Source organism: Thalassobaculum fulvum (assembly GCF_014652915.1).
GTDB lineage: Bacteria > Pseudomonadota > Alphaproteobacteria > Thalassobaculales > Thalassobaculaceae > Thalassobaculum_A > Thalassobaculum_A fulvum.
Genome location: NZ_BMZS01000004.1, coordinates 1 through 23073, shown reverse-complemented (window position 1 = coordinate 23073; position 23073 = coordinate 1). Strand labels below are relative to the sequence as shown.

18 protein-coding genes and 1 tRNA gene are annotated in these 23073 nt (G+C 70.0%); 15 read left to right on the top strand and 4 right to left on the bottom strand.

Annotated elements, in window-relative coordinates; all coding sequences use genetic code 11:
- Positions 1-70 precede the first annotated feature (70 nt).
- From yajC to IE246_RS09400, 6 genes are read left to right on the top strand one after another with little or no spacing between them, the layout of a single operon-like run.
- The gene (yajC, locus tag IE246_RS09425) at positions 71-502 is read left to right on the top strand and encodes a preprotein translocase subunit YajC (protein WP_189988745.1); all 432 of its coding nucleotides are present in this window, start codon (positions 71-73) and stop codon (positions 500-502) included.
- A 33-nt stretch (positions 503-535) separates the two neighbouring features.
- Complete coding sequence (gene secD, locus IE246_RS09420) at positions 536-2098, top strand: protein translocase subunit SecD (RefSeq protein WP_189988743.1); 1563 nt, start codon at positions 536-538, stop codon at positions 2096-2098.
- Between the two features lie 16 nt (positions 2099-2114).
- Positions 2115-3071, top strand: coding sequence for a protein translocase subunit SecF (gene secF / locus IE246_RS09415; protein WP_189988741.1), 957 nt, complete (start codon positions 2115-2117; stop codon positions 3069-3071).
- A 4-nt stretch (positions 3072-3075) separates the two neighbouring features.
- Entirely contained in the window at positions 3076-3462 is a 387-nt protein-coding gene (locus IE246_RS09410) for an Mth938-like domain-containing protein (RefSeq protein WP_189988739.1), read from the top strand.
- Positions 3463-3490: 28 nt separating this feature from the next.
- Positions 3491-4654 carry a 2'-deoxycytidine 5'-triphosphate deaminase gene (locus IE246_RS09405; protein ID WP_189988737.1) on the top strand — a complete coding sequence of 388 codons (1164 nt, stop codon included), beginning with the start codon at positions 3491-3493 and terminating at the stop codon, positions 4652-4654.
- Positions 4641-5720, top strand: coding sequence for a hypothetical protein (locus IE246_RS09400; RefSeq protein ID WP_189988735.1), 1080 nt, complete (start codon positions 4641-4643; stop codon positions 5718-5720). The genes IE246_RS09405 and IE246_RS09400 overlap by 14 nt, the downstream gene beginning before the upstream one ends.
- 13 nt (positions 5721-5733) lie before the next feature.
- Here the strand turns inward: IE246_RS09400 and IE246_RS09395 are convergent, their stop codons facing one another.
- Positions 5734-6573: a squalene/phytoene synthase family protein gene (locus IE246_RS09395; protein WP_189988733.1), complete on the bottom strand. Its 840-nt coding sequence runs from the start codon at positions 6571-6573 to the stop codon at positions 5734-5736.
- A 4-nt stretch (positions 6574-6577) separates the two neighbouring features.
- A complete protein-coding gene (locus IE246_RS09390) occupies positions 6578-7372 on the bottom strand; it encodes a squalene/phytoene synthase family protein (protein ID WP_189988732.1) in 795 nt (264 codons plus the stop codon).
- Between the two features lie 72 nt (positions 7373-7444).
- Between IE246_RS09390 and IE246_RS09385 the strand changes: the two genes are divergently transcribed.
- A complete protein-coding gene (locus IE246_RS09385) occupies positions 7445-8284 on the top strand; it encodes a phytoene/squalene synthase family protein (RefSeq protein WP_189988730.1) in 840 nt (279 codons plus the stop codon).
- A gap of 3 nt (positions 8285-8287) precedes the next feature.
- Here the strand turns inward: IE246_RS09385 and trmFO are convergent, their stop codons facing one another.
- Positions 8288-9679, bottom strand: a complete 1392-nt coding sequence (trmFO, locus tag IE246_RS09380; protein WP_189988727.1) for a methylenetetrahydrofolate--tRNA-(uracil(54)-C(5))-methyltransferase (FADH(2)-oxidizing) TrmFO — start codon at positions 9677-9679, stop codon at positions 8288-8290.
- Positions 9680-9881: 202 nt separating this feature from the next.
- Between trmFO and IE246_RS09375 the strand changes: the two genes are divergently transcribed.
- Positions 9882-11147: a hypothetical protein gene (locus tag IE246_RS09375; protein WP_189988725.1), complete on the top strand. Its 1266-nt coding sequence runs from the start codon at positions 9882-9884 to the stop codon at positions 11145-11147.
- 9 nt (positions 11148-11156) lie between these two features.
- On the opposite strand, the gene uvrA is transcribed toward IE246_RS09375, so the two are convergent.
- On the bottom strand, positions 11157-14039 hold the full coding sequence (gene uvrA / locus IE246_RS09370; RefSeq protein WP_189988723.1) for an excinuclease ABC subunit UvrA: 2883 nt from the start codon (positions 14037-14039) through the stop codon (positions 11157-11159).
- Positions 14040-14399: 360 nt separating this feature from the next.
- Here uvrA and ssb point away from each other — a divergent pair, with 360 nt between their 5' ends.
- From ssb to IE246_RS09335, 7 genes are all read left to right on the top strand, one after another.
- Complete coding sequence (ssb, locus tag IE246_RS09365) at positions 14400-14918, top strand: single-stranded DNA-binding protein (protein ID WP_189988721.1); 519 nt, start codon at positions 14400-14402, stop codon at positions 14916-14918.
- 8 nt (positions 14919-14926) lie between these two features.
- Positions 14927-15772, top strand: coding sequence for a class I SAM-dependent methyltransferase (locus IE246_RS09360; protein ID WP_189988720.1), 846 nt, complete (start codon positions 14927-14929; stop codon positions 15770-15772).
- Positions 15773-15835: 63 nt separating this feature from the next.
- A complete protein-coding gene (locus IE246_RS09355) occupies positions 15836-17566 on the top strand; it encodes a sensor histidine kinase (RefSeq protein ID WP_189988719.1) in 1731 nt (576 codons plus the stop codon).
- A gap of 246 nt (positions 17567-17812) precedes the next feature.
- Positions 17813-20599, top strand: coding sequence for a DNA gyrase subunit A (gene gyrA, locus IE246_RS09350; protein WP_229836910.1), 2787 nt, complete (start codon positions 17813-17815; stop codon positions 20597-20599).
- On the top strand, positions 20596-21207 hold the full coding sequence (coaD, locus tag IE246_RS09345) for a pantetheine-phosphate adenylyltransferase (protein ID WP_189988717.1): 612 nt from the start codon (positions 20596-20598) through the stop codon (positions 21205-21207). The genes gyrA and coaD overlap by 4 nt, the downstream gene beginning before the upstream one ends.
- A gap of 107 nt (positions 21208-21314) precedes the next feature.
- Positions 21315-21390, top strand: a tRNA-Lys gene (locus IE246_RS09340).
- A gap of 423 nt (positions 21391-21813) precedes the next feature.
- Positions 21814-23073: DUF4347 domain-containing protein (locus tag IE246_RS09335; protein WP_189988716.1), on the top strand; the 1260-nt coding region annotated here is incomplete at its 3' end.

The window sequence follows — 23073 nt, the reverse complement described above, 5'->3', positions numbered from 1 at the left end:
TCCCGCCACCTCGCGCGGCCCGTTTCGGCGCGCTGAGACTGGGAACCAAATCCGCGGGAGACGGAGCGGCATGTTGATTTCACCGGCCTATGCGCAGGCGGCGGGGGGAGGGGGCGGCGCCCCGGACCTGATGCTGCAGTTGGCGCCCTTCGTGGCGATCATGGCGGTCTTCTATTTCCTGATCATCCGCCCGCAGCAAAAGCGTGCCAAGGAGCATCGCGAGGCCCTGGCGGCGATCCGCCGCAACGACCGCATCGTCACCACCGGCGGTCTCGTCGGCATCGTCACCAAGGTGACCGAAGGCGACGACATGCTGACCGTCGAGATCGCCCCGGGCGTCCGGGTGCAGGTCGTGCGCACCATGGTCGCCGAGGTCCGCGGCAAGGGCCAGCCGGTCGCCGCCAAGCCGGCCGCGAAGGGCAAGGGCAAGCCCGACAAGGACGAGGAACCGGCCGAGGACGAGCAGGACGAGGCGGCGGACACCCCGAAGACCTCGGGCTGACCGCCGGCGGCAAGGCGACGCTAGGCGAGCGACATGCTTCAGTTCCCCACTTGGAAGATCGCGCTGGTGGTGCTCGTGTGCCTCCTGGGCGTGGTCTACGCCGCCCCGAACGCGTTCGAACGGAACGCCTTCGGCGACGTGCCGACGGGCGTTCCGGGACGGCAGATCAACCTCGGCCTCGATCTCCAGGGCGGGTCGTACCTGCTGCTCGAGGTCGACAGCAAGGTGGTCGTGCAGGAGCGGCTCGAGGCGATCGTCGAGAGCGCCCGGCGCGAGCTGCGCGACGCCAAGATCGGCTATCTCGGCCTGGGCGTGCATGCCGGTGTCGCCCGCTTCCAGGTCCGCGAGGCCGGTGACCTGGACACCGCCCGCGATCTCGCGCGCAAGCTCGAGCCGGGCACCGAGGTCGCGACCGAGGGCAACTGGGTCACGGTCGCGCTGTCGGAGGCGACGGTCACCGAGATCACCCGCAACGCGGTCCAGCAGTCGATCGAGATCGTCCGCCGCCGGGTCGACGAGACCGGCACCCGCGAGCCGCTGATTCAGCGCCAGGGCGACGACCGCATTCTGATCCAGCTTCCGGGCGTCGACGACCCGCAGCGCATCAAGGCGCTGATCGGGCAGACCGCCAAGCTGACCTTCCAGCTGGTCGACCTGAACGCGTCGGTCGATGACGCCCGGCAGGGCCGGGTGCCGCCGGGGTCGAAGCTGCTGCCGTCGGCCGACGACCAGGGTCCGCCGTTCTACGTGGTGAAGCGCCGGGTGATGGTGAGCGGCGAGAACCTCGTCGACTCCCAGCCGACCTTCCAGGACAACCAGCCGGTGGTCAGTTTCCGCTTCGACGCGGTCGGCGGCCGGCGGTTCGGGCAGGCGACCACCGAGAACGTCGGCAAGCCGTTCGCGATCGTGCTGGACGACAAGGTGATCTCGGCGCCGGTGATCCGCGAGCCGATCCTCGGAGGCACCGGCATCATCTCGGGCAGCTTCTCGGTCCAGCAGGCGCAGGACCTGGCGCTGCTGCTGCGTGCCGGCGCGCTGCCGGCGCCGCTGACCGTGCTCGAGGAACGGTCGGTCGGACCGGGGCTGGGGGCCGACTCGATCGCCGCCGGCAAGATCGCCTCGATCGTCGGCCTGCTGCTGGTGATCGGGTTCATGGTGGTCGCCTACGGGCTGTTCGGGATCTTCGCGAACCTGGCGCTGCTGCTGAACATCGGCCTGATCCTGGGCGCCCTGTCGGCGCTGCAGGCCACCCTGACGCTTCCCGGCATCGCCGGCATCGTCCTGACCATCGGCATGGCGGTCGACGCCAACGTGCTGGTGTTCGAACGGGTACGCGAGGAGCTCGACAACGGGCGGTCGCCGATCAACGCGCTCGATGCCGGCTATCGACGGGCGTTCACCACCATCGTCGACTCCAACCTGACCACCCTGTTCGCGGCGGTGTTCCTGTTTGCGCTCGGCTCGGGACCGGTCAAGGGCTTCGCCGTCACCCTCGGCATCGGGATCCTCACCTCGATGTTCACGGCGGTCATGGTGACCCGCCTGATCGTGGCCCTGTGGGCGCGTCGTGCGCGGCCCGCGACACTGCCGATTTGAGACGGAGAGGTCCGCGATGCTGAAACCGATCCGCTTCGTCCCGCGCAATGCCAAGCTGCCGATCATCCGCAGCCGGCTGCTCGCCTTCGTCCTGTCGACCATCCTGGTGATCGGTTCGCTGGTCGCGGTCGCGACCATCGGCCTGAACTTCGGGATCGACTTCAAGGGCGGCATCCTGATGGAGGTCCGGACGTCCGCGCCGGCCAACATCGCCCAGATGCGCGCCGACCTGGGCGGGCTGGGGCTGGGCGAGGTCAGCCTTCAGGAGTTCGGCGACGAGCACGAGGTGCTGATCCGCATCCAGCGCCAGGAGGGCGATGAGGCCGCGCAGATCAAGGCGACCGATGCCGTCCGGGCGGCGCTCGGCGAGGGAGTCGAGTACCGGCGCACCGAGTTCGTCGGCCCGACGGTCGGCCAGGAGCTGATCGAGGCCGGCGCCCTGGCGGTCGGCCTCGCCCTGCTGTCGATCCTGCTGTACGTGTGGTTCCGCTTCGAGTGGCAGTTCGGCGTCGGCGCCATCGTGGCGCTCGCCCACGACATCGTCTCGACCCTCGGCCTGTTCGCGGTGATCCAGCACGAGTTCAACCTCGCCACGGTGGCGGCGGTGCTGACGATCGCCGGCTACTCGATCAACGACACCGTGGTGATCTACGACCGGGTCCGCGAGAACCTGCGCAAGTACAAGAAGATGCCGCTGGCCGACCTGTTCGAGCTGTCGGTCAACGAGACCCTGTCGCGGACCACGCTGACCTCCGGCACCACCCTGCTCGCGCTGGTCGCCATCTACCTGTTCGGCGGCGCGGTGCTGGCGGACTTCGCGCTGGCGATGATCTGGGGCATCGTCATCGGCACCTATTCGTCGGTCTTCATCGCGGTCCCGCTGCTGCTCTACACCGGGCTGCGCCGGGGCGAGGACGAGCCGTCCGAGGACGTCGCGGTGCCGGAGTACGAGCGGGCCGAACGCGAGGGATGAGCCCATGGACGTCACCCCGCTCGTCCCGGAAGGCGTCCAGATCATCCACGGTTACGGCGACGGCGGCTTCCGGATCGCCCAGGTGTTCCATCGCGGGCCGGTCCTGGTGATGCCCGAGACCACGGTGCCGTGGGCGGTCGAGCCGGCGACCGCGCTGGCGCCGCTGGAGCCGGACACCCTGGCGCCGATCCTGGGGGCGGAGATCGGCTTCGACATCCTGCTGATCGGCACCGGCCGGGCGCAGGTGTTCATTCCGCCGGCGATACGGCAGCGGATCCGCGAGCGCGGGCCGGTCGCGGAAATGATGGACACCGGCGCCGCCTGCCGTACCTTCAACCTGCTGCTGGCCGAGGGCCGGCGGGTCGCGGCGGCCCTGCTGCCGGTCGACTGAGCGGCTCTCCGGGGAGACAGGCCCGCCCATGCCCGCGAATTTCACCCAGACCGATGATCACGGCATCCTGGCGATCCAGCACCTGCGCGACGGTATCCGCGACGGCTGGATCGCGGCCGAGCCGGCGATCCTCGACGCGCAGCTGCAGCCGGCCAGCCTGGACCTGCGCCTCGGCGACCGCGCCTATCGGGTGGTCTCCAGCTTCCTGCCGGGACCCGAGCGCACGGTCGAGCAGAAGCTGGACGACCTGCAGCGCTCGCAGGAGATGTACGAGCTCGACCTGTCGAAGCCGACGGTGCTGGAACGCGGCTGCGTCTACATCGTGCCGCTGGCCGAGCGGCTGACGCTGCCGGACGGCGTCTCCGGCACCGCGTCGCCGAAGAGCAGCACCGGCCGCCTCGACGTGTTCACCCGGCTGATCGTCGACCGGGCCGCCGGCTTCGAGCAGGTTCCCGCCGGTTACGCCGGGCCGATGTACCTGGAGATCGCGCCGCGCACCTTCTCGATCGTGGTGCGGGCCGGCGACCGGCTGAACCAGATCCGGTTCCGGGTCGGGGCGACCGGCACCAGCGACCGGCAGCTGCGCGAGGCCCACGACCTCGATCCGGTGGTGTTCGCCGGCGGCGCGTCCGCCGAGGCGGTGATCGCCGACGGGCTTTGGGTATCGGTCGATCTGGCGGCCCGCGGCGCCGACCCGGTCGCATATCGGGCCCGTCGCCACGCCCCGCTGCTCGATCTCTCGAAGGTCGCCCACTACGACCCGCTGGACTTCTGGGAGCCTATCCTGGGGGACGCCACCGGGCGGCTGATCCTGAATCCCGACGACTTCTACCTGATGGCGTCGCGCGAGGGCGTTCGGGTGCCGCCCGGCTACAGCGCCGAGATGGTGCCGTACGACACCGCCGCCGGCGAGTTCCGGGTGCACTACGCCGGGTTCTTCGATCCCGGCTTCGGCCACCGCGGCGAGGGGCCGGGGGGCACCCCGGCGGTGCTGGAGGTGCGGTCGCACGAGGTGCCGTTCGCGCTCGAGCACGGCCAGCGGGTCGCCCGGCTCAAATACGAGCGGCTGCTGGCGGTGCCCGACGTGCTGTACGGCCGGGACCTCGGTTCGAACTACGCCGAGCAGCGGCTGACGCTCGCCAAGTTCTTCCGGCCGCTGGCCGGGAGAGGGGGCGGAGTTGCCGGCCGGTAGGACCGGCGCGCCGGGACGGCGGTCTCGGCCGGAGCGGGCGCGCGTCGCGGACGCGGAGACCTGGATCGTCCGCGGGCTGCGGCGCGGCGCCGGCAGGATCGGCGTCTCGCCGGTGACTTTGGCCTACATGATCGCGGTCGGGTACTTCCTGGTGGGGTGCGTACTGCTGGCGCTGACCGGTGCGCCGGTCGTGTCCGACGCCGCGCTCGGCCTGGCGATCACCGCGCTGATCCTGTTCGCGCTGATGTTCGTCTATCAGAACGTTCACAGGGGGATCGCCGGCTTCAACGACATCGCACGACAGACGCTGGTCGACCGCTCCAGGCTCGAAGCGTATCGCTCGGTCGTCGACGCGATCGGCTCGGACCGGGGCGTCCTCGCCGTCTCGCTGGCGTTCGGACTGCCGGTGTGGCTCTACTCGCTGACGCTCGGCTATCCGGGAGGCGTTGCGGTCCGCACCTGGCTGCAGATCGGCGGGCTGGTCGTCCTGTTCGTGTCGGGCGGCGGGATCTACATGGGCGTTCGGGTGATCGCCTGGGTGAACTGGATCACCGATCCGGCAAACGCCCGGTCGCCGAGCGTGTTCGCGTTCGGGCCGGCGCTGACCAGCATCGTCGACGTGGTCGTTTCGTTCTGTTTCTACTTCTCGTTCGTGGTCGGGCTGTTCGCGGCGGCGCTGCACGTCATTCGCTGGCAGCATCCCGAACTGGTCTGGTTCGGGTCGGTCTTCGTGCTGTTTCCGGTGTTCCTGTTCAACATGCTGTACGTCCTGCAGACGATCTCCAGCCTGAACGGGGCTGTGAGCGGTGCGGGCACGCATCTCAAGTCGGCGCTGCAGGAGCGGATCGCCGCCCTGGCCGACAGCCCGACGGCGAAGAGCTTCGCGGTCGACGAGATCGACGGGCTGTACGACCTGATGATGAAGATCGATCAGATCACCGCGAGCGTCCTCTCGAAGGTCAATGTCGCGCGGCTGGCGGTCTCGGTCGTCGTGCCGGTGGTCAGCCCGGCGATCACGGTGGTGGTCCGGTACGACGAGCTGCGTGGGCTGCTGGCCGGTTCCTGAGGCGAACCGCCGGTCAGCCGCGCGCCAGGACGCGGGCAAGCAGCGAGCGGGCGACGATGCGGGCGGCGATCCGGACCTTCGTCACGCGGCCGATCGAGCCGGTCGCGTAGGACCTTGATGCCAGCGCCGCCAGGATGGTGCGGTAGGCGATCGCGACGTTGCCGACCAGGACGCGAACGGTCGCCGGACCCGCTTCCACGGCGGCGAGGGCGTTCGCGTAGTGCCGTTCGGCCTGGGCCGCGACCGCCGCCACCGCCGGCAGGTCGGTCAGGCAGGTCCCGGTCCGGCAGCTGCGCGCGATGTCAGCCGGGCTCGCCAGCGGTTCGGGAAGGTACCGGCGGCCGTCCCGGGCGTCCGCCTCCAGGTCCCTGAGGATGTTGGTCTTCTGGACCGCCCGGCCGAGTTCCCGAGCGAGCGGGTCGATCAGGGCCGGCGGGCAGCCGGCGATCTGCAGGATCGCGCGCCCGGGGGCACCGGCGACGGCATCGCAGTAGGCGTCGAGCTCCTCCACGGTGCCCAGCCGGGCCGGTTCCTCGAGATCCCGGCGCATGGCGGCGAACGCCGGCTCCAGCGTGTCCCAGCGCACGCCGGCGTCGGTCAGGGCGATGAATTCCGGTGCGGATCCGGCGGGACGCCGGAACTGATCGCGCACGTAGGCCTCGAAGCCGTCGAACGCGGCGATGCGGGCGTCCTTCCGCTCCGGGTCGCCGGGGTCGTCGGCCAGGCGGTCGGCTTCCTGGAGCAGGCCGTGCAGGGCCGCCATGGCGGCCTGCTGCCGCGCCTGCATGTGCAGGAAGCAGTACCGGAACGACGAGCGCCTCAGGGATCCCGAACCAAGCGCGACGTCCGGCACCGGGTCAGCCTCGCAGAAAGCGCCAGGCCACGACCAGCCGGTCGGCCGGCCCGAGCGTCGCGCGGTCGGGGCGTCCGGGCGTCCGAAGCAGCCTGCCCGTCAGGATCGCGTTCGCGGCCTCCACCGCCGCCAGATAGCGCCCCAGGGTGGCCGAGCTGCCCGGACCCGGGGGCGACGCTGGGGGCGGAAGCATCGCCAGTACCGCCTGGACATGGGCGGCGACGATCTCGGGCCGGAGCCGGCCGTCGGTCGCTGCGGCACGTCCGAGCACCGCGACCTGCTCTTCCAGCCCGCAGACCCGGCGCCCGGCCGCGAGATCCGCCGGGACGTCGCGGAGCTGGGTCAGGATGCCGAGCCGGATCGCGGCGGTCCGGACCGCTGCGCGCACCGCTTCGGAGGATTCGCCGAACGCATCGCAGACGATGTCGCCGAAGACCCCGGCGACGCCGCGGTAGTAGCCGTCGAACGCCGCCCGGTCGCGGAGCGGCGTGCCGGCGGCGTCCAGCTGCAGATGCTCGACGAAGAGACGGAGCCGTCCGGCATGCCGGAGCACCCGACCGTCGAGCGGCACCCGGCATTGCGATCGGATGGCGCGCGCGAGCTCGGGCGCGGACGGGGAGCGCAGCCAGTCCGAGACCGTGGTCAGGAGCCCGGTCTTCGCCGCGACCGGGCGGCGCGGATCGTCGACGAAGTCGTCCAGGCCGCGGGCGAACCGGTACACGCCGGCGATCTCCCGGGCCGCACGGCAGCCGAGCGCGGCCGGAAGCAGCGGGATGTCGCGCGGGGTCGAGAGAAGCATGGCGAGGGGCCGGCGGTGGACGGGGGCTGCGGATCGTTCTAGTTCTGGACGATGGCGGGTTTGCGACACGAGATGGAAGAGAATTCGTTCCGCGATGCCTGCGCCGAGATCGCCCGCCGGCACGACCGGGAGCGGTACCTGGCCTGCCTGTACGCGCCGGCGTCGCGGCGCGACGCGCTGCTGGCGGTGCTGGCGGCCAATCACGAGATCGCCAAGACCGCCGAGGTGGTGAGCGAGCCGGCGATCGGCGCGATCCGGCTGCAGTGGTGGCGGGAGGCCTTCGACGGGATCGAGGCGCGGACGCCGCGTGCCCACGAGGTCGTGCTGCCGCTGGCCGACGCCGCGGCCGGGCGGGGGCTGCGCCTCGACCGGCTCCGGCGGATCGTCGATGCCCGCGAGGCCGACCTGGCGGACGAGCCGCCGGCGGACCTCGACGAGCTCGACCGCTACGCCGCCGCCACCGCGGGCGAACTGCACGCCGCCTTGGCCGAGGTGCTTGGCGGGGATCCGGCCTCCGGAATGTCGGCCGGGACGGCCTGGGGGCTGCTCGGGCTGATGCGGGCGGTACCGGTGCTTGTGGCAGCCGGCCGGGCGCCGCTACCCGCAGCACTACTTGAGAAAACGGGCATATCTCACCAGAAAATAAGAGATATGGGCGCCTCCGTGCATCTGTCGGCGGCGGTCCGGCCGGTCGTCGAGCGGGCCCGCGGCCATCTCGCGGCGGCCCGCGACTCGGCGGGATTCCGGGATCCGGCTTTCCGGCCGTTGCGCCTGCTGGCCGACCGGGCGGCGGACCACGCAGCCCGGCTCGAACGGGTCGGCTGCGAGCCTTTCGCCCTGCCACCCGAGCCGGCGGCCGGCCTGGCCTGGCGCTATGCGGCCAGGGTCCTGCGCTATCGCCTCGGGCTGTAGGCGCTACTCGGCGGCGGCCCGGCCGTGGCCGAGCCACAGGTCGAGGTCAGCCAGCGCCCGCGCCGCCTGCACCTTCTTGCGGTCCAGGCCCTTCAGCCGCCGCCGCTTGCCGTTGGCGGTGACCGTCTCGGCCTCGTCGGGCGGCGGGAACAGGCCGAAGTTCACGTTCATCGGCTGGAAGGTCTCGGGGTTGGCTTCGCCGGTGATATGCGCCAGCAGCGCCCCGAGCGCGGTGGTGCGGGGCGGCGCCTCGGGCTGCCGTCTGAGCCGCTCGGCCGCGGCGAACCGGCCGGCCAGCAGGCCGATGGCGGCACTCTCCACGTAGCCCTCGACGCCGGTGATCTGGCCGGCGAACCGCAGCCGCGGCTCGACCTTGAGGCGCAGGCTGCCGTCGAGCAGCGACGGCGAATGGATGAAGGTGTTGCGGTGCAGGCCGCCCAGGCGGGCGAACTCGGCGTTCTCCAGGCCGGGGATGGTCCGGAACACCCGCACCTGCTCGCCGTGCCGCAGCTTGGTCTGGAACCCGACCATGTTGAACAGGGTGCCGAGCGCGTTGTCCTGGCGCAGCTGGACGACTGCGTAGGGCCGCCGGCCGGTCCGCGGGTCGGTGAGGCCGACCGGTTTCATCGGGCCGTAGCGCAGGGTCTCGGGCCCGCGGCTGGCCATCACCTCGATCGGCATGCAGCCGTCGAAATACGGGGTCGAGGCCTCCCACTCCCGGAAGTCCATCTTCTCGCCGTCCAGCAGCGCCTGCACGAACGCCTCGTACTGCGCTTGGTCGAGCGGGCAGTTGATGTAGTCCTTGCCGGTGCCGCCGGGGCCGGGCTTGTCGTAGCGCGACTGGAACCACGCGGTGTCGAAGTCGATCGAATCGGTGTGGACGATCGGCGCGATCGCGTCGAAGAAGGCCAGCGAGTCGGTACCGGTGCGGGCGCGCACCGCCTCGGCCAGGGCCGGCGAGGTGAGCGGGCCGGTGGCGACGATCACGCTGTCCCACTCGGCCGGCGGCAGGCCGGCGACCTCGCCGCGCTCGATCGTCACCAGCGGGTGGGCTTCGAGTCGCGCCTGGACCATCGCCGAGAAGCCGTCGCGGTCGACCGCCAAGGCGGAGCCGGCGGGCACCTTGTGGACGTCGCCGGCCTCCAGGATCAGCGAACCGCAGCGCCGCAGCTCCTCGTGCAGCACCCCGACCGCATTGGCCTCGTGATCGTCGGAGCGGAACGAGTTGGAGCACACCAGTTCGGCGAGCCCACCGGTCTTGTGGGCGTCGGTGCCGCGGACCGGCCGCATCTCGTGCAGAATCGCCGGAACGCCGGCGTTTGCCAGGGCCCAGGCGGCCTCCGAGCCGGCGAGCCCGCCGCCGACCACATGCACGGGCGAAAGGGCGGACGTCATCGGGCGACCCCGGTGTCGGTTAACGGAAGTTTCATCATGCTGCGTTCAGATAGCGGTGGCGATCCCCGGGTGCAACCGCTCCCGCGGAGGACGTCCGGCGGCATCGGAACGGCAGGAAGGTCGAATTGCCTAAATCTCCAGCAACCCGGGGGGTATCATGACGGCCTCGGGCGGGCGTGGTGCCGCGGCCGGCGGAGCACGCATGGACGATCGCTACCAGGACGGAATTCCCCGCGAGACCCGCAAGACCGGCTTCCTGCAGTCGTTCGACCGCCAGAAGCTCGATCCCAGCGATCCCACCGACTTCTCTTCGAAGCTGCTGTCGTTCGTCCGCCAGAACAAGGTGGCGGCGGACGCGCTGATCGCCGGCAACGTCCAGATGCTCGGCTTCGAGGCGCTCAAGGAGCGGTTCGGCGAGCAGTGGCACGGCATCAAGGACAAGGTCCACCTGCTGACCGAAGGCATCATCAAGAAGCACATCACCGCCGACGACGTGTACTGCCTGGTGAACGAGGAGCGGTTCATCGTCCTGTTCGGCAAGGCCACCAAGGAGCAGGCCAACAAGACCGCCCACGCCATCGGCCGCGAGGTCAACGCCCGGCTGTCCGGGGCCGGGGCCGGCGGCGACGCGGTGTCGGTCCGGCCGATGGTGTTCGAGGTTCCGCGCGACGACCCGGTAGCCCTGAAGTCGCCCGCCGCCCTCGAGGAGACGGTCGAGGAGGCGCAGAAGCGGGCGCAGGCCGCCGAGGCGGCCAAGGTCGAGGCCGCCAAGGACAAGATGCGCATGCGGTTCTGGCCGGTGGCCAACGTCCGCAAGCGGCTGGTGTCGTGCTATCACGCCGAGCTGCATGTCCCCGACGCCGCCGAACTCGGGTTCGACCCGGACGAGCCGTCGGACACCGGTGCCGTGGAAGCGACCATCGACGGCATGGTGTTGCAGCGGGCCGGGGCGGCGCTGGTCGATGCGGCGGCACAGAAGTGGCGGGCGTTGCTGGTGGTGCCGGTGCACTACGACACGCTGGCGGCCAAGGGCTACCGCACCCAGTACCTGGAGGTCTGCAAGCTGCTGCCGCGGATCGCCGAGAAGCGGATGTTCCTGATGGTGCGCGGTCTGTCCGACGACGTCCCGCAGGGCCGGCTGCACACGTTGTTCTCCTATCTGGCACCGTACGTCGCCGGCTTCATCGGGGACTTCAGCCTGGCCTTCAAGCGCGCCGAGAAGCTCGGCGGCCTGAAGATGGTGGCGATCGGCATCGACGGCCACGCCATGGCGAACCCGACCCCGGCCGACATCACCGCCCTCAAGGGCTTCATGCAGGCCAACAAGGGCATCCGCATGCGCCGCTACTTCTACGGCGCGGCGACGTTCGAGGCGGCGACCGCCGCCCGGCGGGCGCAGTTCGACTATGTCCAGGGCGCCGGCGTCGCCCCGGCAATGCCGGTCGCCGGCAAGGTGTTCAGCGTCTAGGGAGGGGCGTCAGGCGGACTTGCGGGCCGGCGCCGTCGCCGGTTTCAGGTAGCGCGCCAGATACTCGCCGGTGTAGCTGCCCTCGGTCGCGGCGACCTCTTCCGGCGTACCGCTGGCGACGATCCGGCCGCCGCCGTCGCCGCCCTCGGGGCCGAGATCGACGATGTGGTCGGCGGTCTTGATGACCTCCAGGTTGTGCTCGATCACGATCACCGTGTTGCCCTGCTCGACCAGCGCCTGCAGGACCTCCAGCAGCTTGCGCACGTCCTCGAAGTGCAGTCCGGTGGTCGGCTCGTCGAGGATGTAGACGGTGCGGCCGGTGGCCCGGCGCGACAGCTCCTTGGCCAGCTTGACGCGCTGCGCCTCGCCGCCGGACAGCGTAGTCGCCGGCTGCCCGACCTTGATGTAGCCGAGGCCGACCCGCTCCAGGGTCTCCAGCTTGTCGCGGATCGACGGCACGGCCTTGAAGAACTTCGCGCCCTCCTCGACCGTCATCTCAAGAACATCGGCTATCGATTTGTCTCGGAAGCGAATTTCGAGAGTCTCGCGATTGTAGCGATGGCCCTTGCAGACGTCGCACTGCACGTAGACGTCCGGCAGGAAGTGCATCTCGATCTTGATGACGCCGTCGCCCTGGCAGGCCTCGCAGCGCCCGCCCTTGACGTTGAACGAGAACCGGCCGGGCGCGTAGCCGCGGGCCTGGGCCTCCGGCAGCCCGGCGAACCAGTCGCGGATCGGCGTGAACGCGCCGGTGTAGGTCGCCGGGTTCGAGCGCGGCGTGCGGCCGATCGGCGACTGGTCGATGTCGACCACCTTGTCGATCTTGTCGAGGCCGTCGATCGATTCGAACGGGGCCGAATGCTCCCGGGCGTTGTGCAGCCGGCGGGCCAGGGCCTTCCACAGGGTCTCGATCACCAGGGTCGACTTGCCGCCGCCGGACACCCCGGTGACGCAGGTGAAGGTGCCGAGCGGGATCGTCAAGTCGACGTTCTTCAGGTTGTTGCCGGTCGCGCCCTTGACCGTCAGGAAGCGGCCCTTCCTGGCCTTGCGGCGCTGCTGCGGCACGGCGATCTGCCGGAAGCCCGAGAGGTACTGCCCGGTCAGGCTCTCCGGGGCGTGCATGATCTCCTCGGGCGTGCCGCTGGCCACCACCGTGCCGCCGTGCACGCCCGCACCCGGGCCCATGTCGATCACGTAATCGGCCTCGCGGATGGCGTCCTCGTCGTGCTCGACCACGATCACCGTGTTGCCGAGGTCGCGCAGCCGCTTCAGGGTCGCCAGCAGGCGGTCGTTGTCGCGCTGGTGCAGGCCGATCGACGGCTCGTCCAGCACGTACAGCACGCCGGTCAGGCCGGAGCCGATCTGCGAGGCCAGGCGGATGCGCTGGCTCTCGCCGCCGGACAGCGAGCCGGAACCGCGCGACAGGGTGAGGTACTCCAGGCCGACATTGTTCAGGAAGCCGAGCCGCTCGCGGATCTCCTTGAGGATACGCTGGGCGATCTCGCGGTCCTTCGGGCGCAGCGAGTCCTCCAGCGCGTCGAACCAGGCCACTGCCTTGCCGATCGAGAAGTCGCAGACCTCGGAGATCGTCAGACCGCCGACCTTGACCGCCAGCGCCTCCGGCTTCAGGCGCTGGCCGCCGCAGGCCTCGCACGGCGCCACCGACTGGTAGCGGCCGAGCTCCTCGCGCACCCAGGCGCTGTCGGTCTCGCGCCAGCGCCGCTGCATGTTCGGGACAACCCCCTCGAACGGCTTGGTGGTCTTGTAGGTCCGCAGCCCGTCCTCGAACGCCATGACCACCGGCTCGTCGCCGGTGCCGTTCAGGATGCCGTCGCGCGCCCGCTCGGGCAGGTCCTGCCACGGGGTGTCCATCGACACCCCGAAATGCCGTGCCAGGCTTTCCAGGGTCTGGACGTAGTACTTGGAGGAACTGGCCGCCCACGGCCCGACCGCACCTTTCTTCAGGGACAGCGTCGGGTTCGGGATCACCAGCTCGGGATCGAAGTACATCTTGGTGCCGAGGCCGTCGCAGGACGGGCAGGCGCCGAACGGGTTGTTGAACGAGAACAGCCGCGGCTCGATCTCATCGATCGTGAAGCCGGAGACCGGGCAGGCGAACTTGGCGGAGAAGGTGTGGCGCTCGCCGCCGTCCGCCTCGTCGGCGAACAGCAGCCCGTCGGACAGGCCGAGCGCGGTCTCGATCGAGTCGGCCAGCCGGGTCTGGATGCCGTCGCGCACCACCAGCCGGTCGACCACCACTTCGATGTCGTGCTTGCGCTTCTTGTCGAGGGCCGGGGCGTCCTCGATCTCCAGCAGCTCGCCGTCGATCTTCACGCGCTGGAAGCCGCGCTTGCGCAGGTCGGCCAGCTCCTTGCGGAACTCGCCCTTCTTGCCGCGCGCGATCGGCGCCAGCAGGTACAGCCTGGTGCCCTCCGGCATCTCCAGGATGCGATCGACCATCTGGCTGACGGTCTGGCTCTCGATCGGCAGCCCGGTGGCCGGCGAGTAGGGGATGCCGACCCGGGCGTACAGCAGCCGCAGATAGTCGTAGATCTCGGTGACCGTGCCGACCGTCGAGCGCGGGTTGCGCGAGGTGGTCTTCTGCTCGATCGAGATCGCCGGCGAGAGTCCCTCGATGAGATCGACGTCGGGCTTCTGCATGAGCTCGAGGAACTGCCGGGCGTAGGCCGACAGGCTCTCGACGTAGCGGCGCTGGCCCTCGGCGTAGATCGTGTCGAAGGCGAGCGACGACTTGCCGGAGCCGCTGAGCCCGGTCAGCACCGACAGCGCGTTGCGCGGCAGGTCGACGTCGACGTTCTTCAGATTGTGCTCCCGGGCGCCGCGTACGCGGATCACGCGGAGCTCGCTGTCGGACGCGGGAAGGGGCGCCATGGCAGGCCTCGACTCGGGAACACGGGGGTGGAAGCAATCCTGGAATATAGGGCGCCCGGGGACGGTATTGCCACCGGCCATGCGACTTGGTCGCAGGGGCTGCTGACAGAAGCTGTCGGTATCTGTGGATAACCGGCGCGCCGACCGGCGGTACGCCGATTCGCTACCTCGTTGCGGATCGGTATCGAATCGGCCCGCCGCGGTATGTCCTTTAACTGCAAAGTGGGTTTCGCAGGCGCCGCCGGGTGGCAACGGGCTTGGAACCGGCCGGGCGATGTGGGAAGGTCCGCCGACGCGACCGCCGGGAGCCCGATGCCCCCGTGCCGTTGCAGGAACTGACGGACAAGTGAGAGCGAGACGATGGCGGGCAGCGTCAACAAGGTGATTCTGGTGGGCAACCTCGGCCGCGACCCGGAGGTCCGGACCACCCAGGACGGCACCAAGATCGTGAACTTCACGCTCGCCACCTCCGAGCGCTGGCGCGATCGTTCGAGCGGCGAACAGCGCGAGCGGACCGAGTGGCACCGGGTGGTGATCTTCAACGAGAACCTGGCCCGGATCGCCGAGCAGTACCTTCGCAAGGGCAGCTCGGTGTACGTCGAAGGCCAGCTGCAGACCCGCAAGTGGACCGACCAGAGCGGCCAGGAGAAGTACACCACCGAAGTGGTCCTGCAGCGCTTCCGCGGCGAACTGACGCTGCTCGGCGGCCGCGGCGAGGGCGGCGGCGGCGGTGGTTACGGTGACGACTACAGCCGGGGCGGTGACTTCGGCAGTGGCGGGGGTCAGGGCGGCGGTCAGGGCGGCGGCGGCCGTTCCGGTGGCGGCGGCCCGGCGCCGATGGGCGGTCCCGGCGACCTGGACGACGAAATCCCGTTCTGAGGTCTCGGATGCCCGATGCCGGTCCCTACCTCCAGGCGAACAGGGCGTTCTGGGACGGTCTGGTCGGCATCCATGTCGCCTCGACCGGGCCGGACGGCTACGGCGTCGACGCGCTGAGGCGCGGCACCCGGCGGCTGCATGCCATCGAGGAGGCCGAGCTCGGGCCGGTCGACGGGCTCGACGTCCTGCATCTGCAGTGCCATTTCGGCGTCGACAGCCTGATCCTGGCGCAGCGCGGGGCCCGGGTTACCGGGCTCGACTTCTCGTCGGCGGCGGTCCGGACCGCACGGGGGTTGGCGGTCGAACTCGGGCTGGACGCCCGGTTCGTCGAGGGCGACGTCTATGCGGCCCCGGCGCTGATCGAAGGGCGCTTCGACCTGGTCTACGTGACCTGGGGCACGGTCTGCTGGCTGCCCGACCTGGCGGCCTGGGCGAAGGTGGCGGCCCATTTCCTGAAGCCGGGCGGGCGGTTCTATTTCTGCGACGCCCATCCGGCAGCATTGGTGTTCGACGATTCCGACGAGGCGGCCGGCCTCCCGGCCGGGACGCTGCGGGTGCGCTATCCGTATTTCCATCGCGAGGAGCCGACGGCGCTCGAGATGACGGCGGACTATGCCGATCCGGACGCCGTCCTCGAGAACCGGCGGAACTTCGAATGGGCGCACAGCGTCTCCGACATCGTGAACGCCGTGATCGGCGCCGGCCTGCGCCTCGAATGGCTGCACGAGCACGACGAGATCGCCTGGAAGCTGCTGCCGGCCTTGGTGCCGGGCGGGCCGGGGCAGTACCGTTGGCCGCACGGATTCGACCCGCGATTGCCGCTCAGCCTGTCGCTCTCCGCGCGGATGGACTGACGGCGGTCGGGGCCGCGGCCGTTAGCGAGTCCTTAAGGCAATGGTCGCTACTACCCCGATATGATGAGCAGGGCGTCGACGACGAACGCTGAGCAACCGGCCCGACCCGCGGCGGCGCCGGCCGGGACGCCCGGGCCGCAGCGATCGCCCCTGCGCAACGTCGTCACCCCGATCGCGATTCTCGGCGTCGCGGTCGTCGCCCTGATCCTGATGCTGGCCGTCATCGCCGCGAACAGCCAGAATCGCCTGGCCATCCGCTCCGATCAGTATCTCGCCAGCAGCGCGCTGCGGGTCGAGACCGAGCAGCTCGGCGGGGTGGTCCGCGACTACAGCTTCTGGAACGACGCGGTGGAGAACCTCGCCGTCGAGTTCGACCGGGGTTGGGCGGAAGACAATGTCGGGGCCTGGGCCAACGAGAGCCTCGGCATGGACGCGACACTGGTGCTCGATGCCGATCTGGAGCCGATCTTCGGTTCGGTCGACGGGGCGATCCAGGAAGCCGACATGGCGGCGCGGTTCTCGCCGGAGTTGGCGCGGATCGTCGCCGATGCCCGGCGCACCGTCGGCGAGCCGGGGATCGTGCCCGGCGTCGCGACCTCGTTCCTGGAGTTCGACGGCGCTCCGGCGATCGCCGGCGCCGCGATCCTCAAGTGGGAGGACGACCGGCCGATTCCGCTTCGCGACGGCGTCCCGGTTGCCCTGGTCTTCGTGCGCCGCATCGACGAGGCGATGCTCCGGCGCTTCGGCGAGCTCTATCTCCTGTCCGACATGAAGCTCGCGCCAGCCTCGGCCGAGCTGGCGGACTCGATCCCCTTGAGCACGACCGACGACCGCGACATCGCCCGCCTTTCCTGGACCGGCCACCGCCCGGGGACGGCGCTGCTTCGCGAGCTCGCGCTGCCGCTGCTGGGGATTGCCGTCCTGGCCACGGCACTGATGGTCCTGATCGTGCGCCGGGCGCGCCAGTCGACCGACGCGCTGACCCGTAGTCACGACCAGCTCGAGGCGCAGACCCGTGCGCTGCAGGCCTCCACCGAGGCGTTACAGCGGGCATTGGCCGAGGCGGCCCGTGCCAATGCCGCCAAGTCGGACTTCCTGGCCAGGATGAGCCACGAGCTGCGGACGCCGCTCAACGCCATTCTCGGTTTCTCCGAGATCATTTCGATGGAGATGTACGGCCCGAACTCGGATCCGCGCTACCGCGACTACGGCCGGATGATCCACGAAAGCGGCGACCACCTGCGGTCGTTGATCAACGACATCCTGGACCTCGCGAAGATCGAGGCGGGGCGCTTCGAACTGGCCGAGGGGCCGACCAGCCTCGGGCCGATCATCGAGCAGTGCCTGGGCCTGCTGGCTCCGCGGATCGAGGCCAAGGGGATCCGGTCGTCCTACCGCCCGACGAACGTCCGGCTGATCGCCGATGCCCGGGCGATCAAGCAGATCCTGCTGAACCTGATGTCGAATGCCGTGAAGTTCACGGGCGACGGCGGCGAGATCGCGGTTGCGGTGTCCGACGAAGCCGAGGGGATCGTCCTGTCGGTGTCCGACACCGGTTGCGGCATGACGCGCGAGGAACTCGAGCGGGTCTTCCAGATGTTCGGGCAGGCCAAGGTCAACGTCTCGCGGGACGCCGAGGGCTCCGGCCTCGGGCTGAACATCGCGAAGGGGCTGGTCGAGATGCACGGCGGCACGCTGACCGTCGAATCGGAGGTCGGGGTGGGCACGGCGGCGACCGTCAGGCTCCCGTCCGCGCGTCGTCTGCCGTCGGAGCCGATCGCGGTGACCGGCTGAACGGCCCGGCTGGCGGGCGGTCCCCGGGGAATGCGATCCGGTCGCCGGCCCGGGACGCCGCCTTCGGCGCCGCAACATTGCCGCATGCGCCCGGCTCTGCTAAGTTTTCGTGAAGCACGGGCGCGCCCGATTCGGCGCCGCAAAGGCCTTTCCAGGCCATCCACAGCCACCTGATCCGGAACCCCTCGGTTGTCCGACATCACACCCGATCACCACGACATCGCCCCGGTCTCCATCGAAGACGAGATGCGGCGCTCGTACCTCGACTACGCCATGAGCGTGATCGTGGCCCGCGCGCTGCCCGACGTCCGCGACGGCCTGAAACCGGTGCACCGGCGCATCCTGTACGCCATGAAGGTCGGCGGCTACGACTGGACCCGGCCGTACCGCAAGTCGGCGCGCATCGTCGGCGACGTCATGGGCCAGTACCACCCGCACGGCGACAGCGCGATCTACGACGCCATGGTCCGCATGGCGCAGGACTTCTCGATGCGCCTGCCGCTGGTCGACGGCCAGGGCAATTTCGGCTCGATGGACGGCGATCCGCCGGCCGCCATGCGGTACACGGAGGCGCGCCTGGCGAAGGCGGCCGAGGGCCTGCTGCGCGACATCGACAAGGAAACCGTCGACTTCGTCCCGAACTACGACGAGACGACCGACGAGCCGTCGGTGCTGCCGGCCGAGTACCCGAACCTGCTGGTCAACGGCGCCGGCGGCATCGCCGTCGGCATGGCCACCAACATCCCGCCGCACAACCTCGGCGAGGTGGTCGACGCCTGCCTGGCGATGCTCGACAACCCGGGCATCACCGTGGACGAGCTGATGGCCCACGTGCCGGGGCCGGACTTCCCGACCGGCGGCCTGATCCTGGGCCGCTCCGGCATCCGCGAGGCGTATCACACCGGCCGCGGCTCGGTGATCATGCGCGGCCGGGCCGAGATCGAGGAGATTCGCAAGGACCGGTTCGCGATCGTCATCACCGAGATCCCGTACCAGGTCAACAAGGCCCGGATGATCGAGCGGATCGGCGAGATCGTCCGCGACAAGACCGTCGAGGGCATCGCCGACCTGCGCGACGAGAGCGACCGCGACGGCGTCCGCGTGGTGGTCGAGCTCAAGCGCGACGCCATCGGCGAGGTCGTGCTGAACCAGCTCTACCGATACACCCCGCTGCAGACCAGCTTCGGCGTCAACATGCTGGCGCTGAACCGCGGCCGGCCGGAACAGATGAACCTGCGCGACGTGATCGCGGCCTTCGTCGAGTTCCGCGAGGAGGTCATCACCCGCCGCACCCGCTACCTGCTGCACAAGGCGCGCGAGCGGGCCCACGTGCTGGCCGGCCTGATGGTGGCGATCAACAACCTGGACGCCGTGATCGCGCTGATCCGCTCGTCGCCGGATGCCGGCGAGGCCCGGCGCCGGCTGTGCGAGACCGCCTGGGACGCGCGCGACGTCGCCGACTTCATCGCGATCATCGACGATCCGGGGCACCGGGTCCTCGAGGACGGCACCTACCTGCTGTCGGACGCCCAGGCGCGGGCGATCCTGGACCTGCGCCTGCAGCGCCTGACCGGCATGGAGCGGTCCAAGCTGATCGAGGAGGCGGAGGACATCGCCGCCCGGATCAAGGACTACCTGGCGATCCTGACCTCGCGGCCGCGGCTGCTGGAGGTACTGCGCGAGGAGTTGCAGGCGACCCGCGATGCATGGGCCGACGACCGCCGGACCGAAATCCAGGAGAACGAGTTCGAGCACGACATCGAGGACCTGATCGCCCGCGAGGACATGGTCGTCACGGTCAGCTACTCGGGCTACATCAAGCGGGTGCCGCTGGCGACCTACCGGTCGCAGAAGCGCGGCGGCAAGGGCCGCGCCGGCATGGCGACCCGCGACGAGGACTGGGTGCACCGGCTGTTCGTGGCCAACAGCCACGCCCCGATCCTGTTCTTCACCTCCCGTGGCCAAGTCTACCAGCTCAAGACCTACCGCCTGCCGGAGGGCACGCCGCAGTCGCGAGGCCGGCCGATGGTCAACCTGCTGCCGCTGGAAGAGGGCGAGTGGATCCAGACCGTCATGCCGATGCCGGCCGACGAGGCCGGCTGGGGCGAACTGCACGTGATGTTCGCCACCGCCGCCGGTACCGTCCGGCGCAACGCGCTGAGCGACTTCACCAACATCAACCGTGCCGGCAAGCGGGCGATGAAGCTCGACGACGGCGACCGGCTGATCGCGGTGATGCCGTGCAACGAGGGCGACGACGTGCTGCTGGCGACCCGCCAGGGTAAGGCGATCCGCTTCCAGGTGGCCGACGTGCGGTTGTTCCGCGGTCGCGATTCGCTGGGCGTGCGCGGCATCAAGCTGGCCGGCGGCGACGAGGTGGTGTCGATGTCGATCCTGCGCCACGTCGACTATCGGGACGTCGAGGGCGCGGAGCAGAGCGAGCGCGAGATCTACCTGCGCCAGGCCGCCTGGATCCGGCGCGGCAGCGGCGAGGGCGACGAGGACGCGACCGCGCCCGACGTGCTGCTGAGCGAAGAGCGCTTCGCGGTTCTGGGCGCCGCCGAGGAGTTCGTGCTGTCGGTGACCGAGAAGGGCTACGGCAAGCGGACCTCGGCGCACGAGTACCGGGTCACCGGGCGCGGCGGCCAGGGCATCGCCTCGATGGACGTCACCCGCAAGAACGGCCCGGTGGCGGCGGCGTTCCCGGTGGCGCCCAGCGACCAGATCATGCTGGTCACGAACGGCGGCCAGATCATCCGCTGCCCGGTCGACGACATCCGGGTGGCGGCGCGCAAGACCCAGGGCGTCGTGCTGTTCCGGGTCGGCGACGAGGAGAAGGTGGTTTCGGTCTCGCTGGTCGGGGAGACCGGCGACGACGAGAACGGGGATGCCGACGACAGCGGCGGGGCTGACGGCCCGGACATCGGTGGTAGCGACATCGGTGGTAGCGACATCGGTGGTGCCGACACCGGTCGTGCCGATGGCGGCGGGGGCGCGGAGCCCGGTGTGGACGAGGGGGATACGGCGGAATGAGCAGCGCGGTGACGCGTCCCGAGCGGGTCGGGCCTGAGCGGGTCGGGCCTGAGCGGGTCGGGGTGTATCCGGGGACGTTCGACCCGATCACCAGGGGGCACATCGACATCATCCGGCGGGCCAGCAAGACCGTCGACCGGCTGGTCGTGGCGGTCGCCCGCAACGCCGGCAAGGGGCCGCTGTTCAGCCTCGACGAGCGGGTCGAGATGGTCCAGGACGAGATCGCCGACATCCTGGTCAAGAACAGCGAGGACGGCTTCCACGGCGCCATCGACGTGAAGCCGTTCGGCTCGCTGCTGATGCACTTCGCGGAATCCCAGGGCGCATCGGTGATCATCCGCGGCCTGCGGGCGGTTTCGGACTTCGAGTACGAGTTCCAGATGGCCGGCATGAACGCCCGGCTGAACCCGCGGATCGAGACCCTGTTCCTGATGGCCTCGGACCGCCACCAGTTCATCTCCTCGCGCTTCGTGAAGGAGATCGGCCGGCTCGGCGGGGCAATCACCGAGTTCGTCACGCCGCGCGTCGCCGAGCGGGTCATGAACCGCTTCGACCGCGATCCGAGTCAGGTCGGGCAAGCCAAGCAGACCGGCCCGTTCGCCGACTGACCGACGCCGGAGCGGGGCGGCCCATAACAGTTGACCTCCGGGGGCGGTCTGCCTAGGTTCCGGCCGACGCGAAGCCCCCGCCGCGATGCAGACCCGGGGGCCGGTGCGGGCGCGTAGCTCAGTTGGTAGAGCAGCTGACTTTTAATCAGCCGGTCACAGGTTCGAATCCTGTCGCGCTCACCATTCCCGCGATGACGGGCACGTCCGGCCCCGGAAGGCGTCGGGTGCGAGCGGCTTCGGCCCGCGGGTGCGGCGCGTGCCCGCGAATGACGAGCCGCAGCGGATTTGTCGAATGGACGACAGGACGCTGCCAGTCGGAACGCCCGGCGGATCGAGGTCGCCGTATGCGTGGTAAGAAAATCTTTAGAAGCGTGGGGCAGGGTCGAAGGAGCTGCGCGTTGCGGTCGTGCTTTCTGCGGGCCGCGGTGGCATCGGTTGCCGGGAAAGTTGAGGGCGACCGGTAGGGGTGCTCAAGCATTTGTTTAAAAATATTCTAAAGTAATTGGAATGTTTGATGATGGGTTGTTGGGCGAACTATCATCCAAGCTGAATGGCCGCAGCCAGGGGCCGGGACGCGCCGGGGATCAGAAGTTGGGGGAGCGAGAGATGCTTGAGACGACGCCAGCCGGCACATGGATCGGGCGGAAGGTTTCAGATTCGGCCGGCGCCGAATGCCTGATCGTGGATCCGGGCGTCGCCGACTCCCGGATCCTGCTGGACGGCCTGCGGCCCGGGATCGAAGTCGTCCGGCTGCCGGTCTCGGGTGACCCGGTTGCCGCGATCGCGATGGCACTGGCCGGGCGTCGTTCGGCCGGGCTGCCCGAACTGACGGCCCTGCACGTCCTGTCGCACGGCGCTCCCGGTCGCCTGCTGCTGTCGGGACGCATGGTGGATGCCGCCGCGCTGGCGGCGCGCCCGGCCCTCCTCGAACCGATTCGCGACGCCCTGGCCGACGACGCCGAGATCGTGCTGTACGGCTGTTCGGTGGCGGAGGGGACCGATGGCGCGGCGTTCGTCGAGCGGCTGTCGGCGCTGCTCGGCTGCCGGGTCGCGGCTTCCGCGGGCCCGGTCGGTTCGTCCGACCGCGGCGGCAACTGGGATCTGCCGGCAGCAGGCGACCTCGCCTTTGCACCGGCGGCGCGGGCAGCCTTTCCGCACGCGCTGATCATCGCGACCTTCGGCGTGGTCACGACCCTCAACACGACCACCACGCTGACCTCGAACGAGGGCGGGGTCACGCTGAGCGTGACCAAGTCCGACGGGACCGCGATGGCCGGGGTCTCTTCCGGGTTTCTCAATCCGGGGAACCTGCTCACCACCAGCAACATCTCCTACACGGTGACGTTCTCGACGGCGGTGAACGTCACCTCGTTCCAGATGGGCGAGTTCAACAACCTCAGCGCCGGCGTCAACTACGTCTTCACGCCGAACACCGGCACCGCGGTGACGATCGCCGACAACAGCGGCTCGATCGTCGGCTCGATCGCCACCCTCAACCCCGGCGACTGGAACGGCATCACCTCGTTCACCGTGTCCTACGCCGACACCACCAGCGGCAGCAGCTGGCGGGTCGGCCTCGACAACATCAACTTCAGCGTGGCCGGCCCCTCGACGCCGTCGACGCCGGACCTGACCGCCGGCACCGACCTGGGTGCCAGCAGCAGCGACAACATCACCAGCTCCGCCACCCAGACCTTCACCGGCACCTCGAGCGGCGCGACCCAGGTCCATGTGCTGGTCAACGGCGTGACGGTCGGCACCGCCACGCCGGACGGCGGCGGCACCTGGGCGTTCAGCACCTCGCTGTCGGCCGGCTCCTACGCCATCACCGCGATCGGCGACGACGGCACGACGGAATCGGGGTCG

What these genes read in the sequence shown, in the direction of transcription:
- secF (WP_189988741.1), top strand. Translation starts at nt 2,115, where the DNA reads ATGCTGAAACCGATCCGCTTCGTCCCGCGCAATGCCAAGCTGCCGATC.
- trmFO (WP_189988727.1), bottom strand. Translation starts at nt 9,679, where the DNA reads ATGACGTCCGCCCTTTCGCCCGTGCATGTGGTCGGCGGCGGGCTCGCC.
- IE246_RS09410 (WP_189988739.1), top strand. Translation starts at nt 3,076, where the DNA reads ATGGACGTCACCCCGCTCGTCCCGGAAGGCGTCCAGATCATCCACGGT.
- gyrA (WP_229836910.1), top strand. Translation starts at nt 17,813, where the DNA reads ATGCGGCGCTCGTACCTCGACTACGCCATGAGCGTGATCGTGGCCCGC.
- IE246_RS09385 (WP_189988730.1), top strand. Translation starts at nt 7,445, where the DNA reads ATGGAAGAGAATTCGTTCCGCGATGCCTGCGCCGAGATCGCCCGCCGG.
- yajC (WP_189988745.1), top strand. Translation starts at nt 71, where the DNA reads ATGTTGATTTCACCGGCCTATGCGCAGGCGGCGGGGGGAGGGGGCGGC.
- IE246_RS09405 (WP_189988737.1), top strand. Translation starts at nt 3,491, where the DNA reads ATGCCCGCGAATTTCACCCAGACCGATGATCACGGCATCCTGGCGATC.
- ssb (WP_189988721.1), top strand. Translation starts at nt 14,400, where the DNA reads ATGGCGGGCAGCGTCAACAAGGTGATTCTGGTGGGCAACCTCGGCCGC.
- secD (WP_189988743.1), top strand. Translation starts at nt 536, where the DNA reads ATGCTTCAGTTCCCCACTTGGAAGATCGCGCTGGTGGTGCTCGTGTGC.
- uvrA (WP_189988723.1), bottom strand. Translation starts at nt 14,039, where the DNA reads ATGGCGCCCCTTCCCGCGTCCGACAGCGAGCTCCGCGTGATCCGCGTA.
- IE246_RS09355 (WP_189988719.1), top strand. Translation starts at nt 15,836, where the DNA reads ATGAGCAGGGCGTCGACGACGAACGCTGAGCAACCGGCCCGACCCGCG.
- IE246_RS09360 (WP_189988720.1), top strand. Translation starts at nt 14,927, where the DNA reads ATGCCCGATGCCGGTCCCTACCTCCAGGCGAACAGGGCGTTCTGGGAC.
- IE246_RS09390 (WP_189988732.1), bottom strand. Translation starts at nt 7,372, where the DNA reads ATGCTTCTCTCGACCCCGCGCGACATCCCGCTGCTTCCGGCCGCGCTC.
- coaD (WP_189988717.1), top strand. Translation starts at nt 20,596, where the DNA reads ATGAGCAGCGCGGTGACGCGTCCCGAGCGGGTCGGGCCTGAGCGGGTC.
- IE246_RS09375 (WP_189988725.1), top strand. Translation starts at nt 9,882, where the DNA reads ATGGACGATCGCTACCAGGACGGAATTCCCCGCGAGACCCGCAAGACC.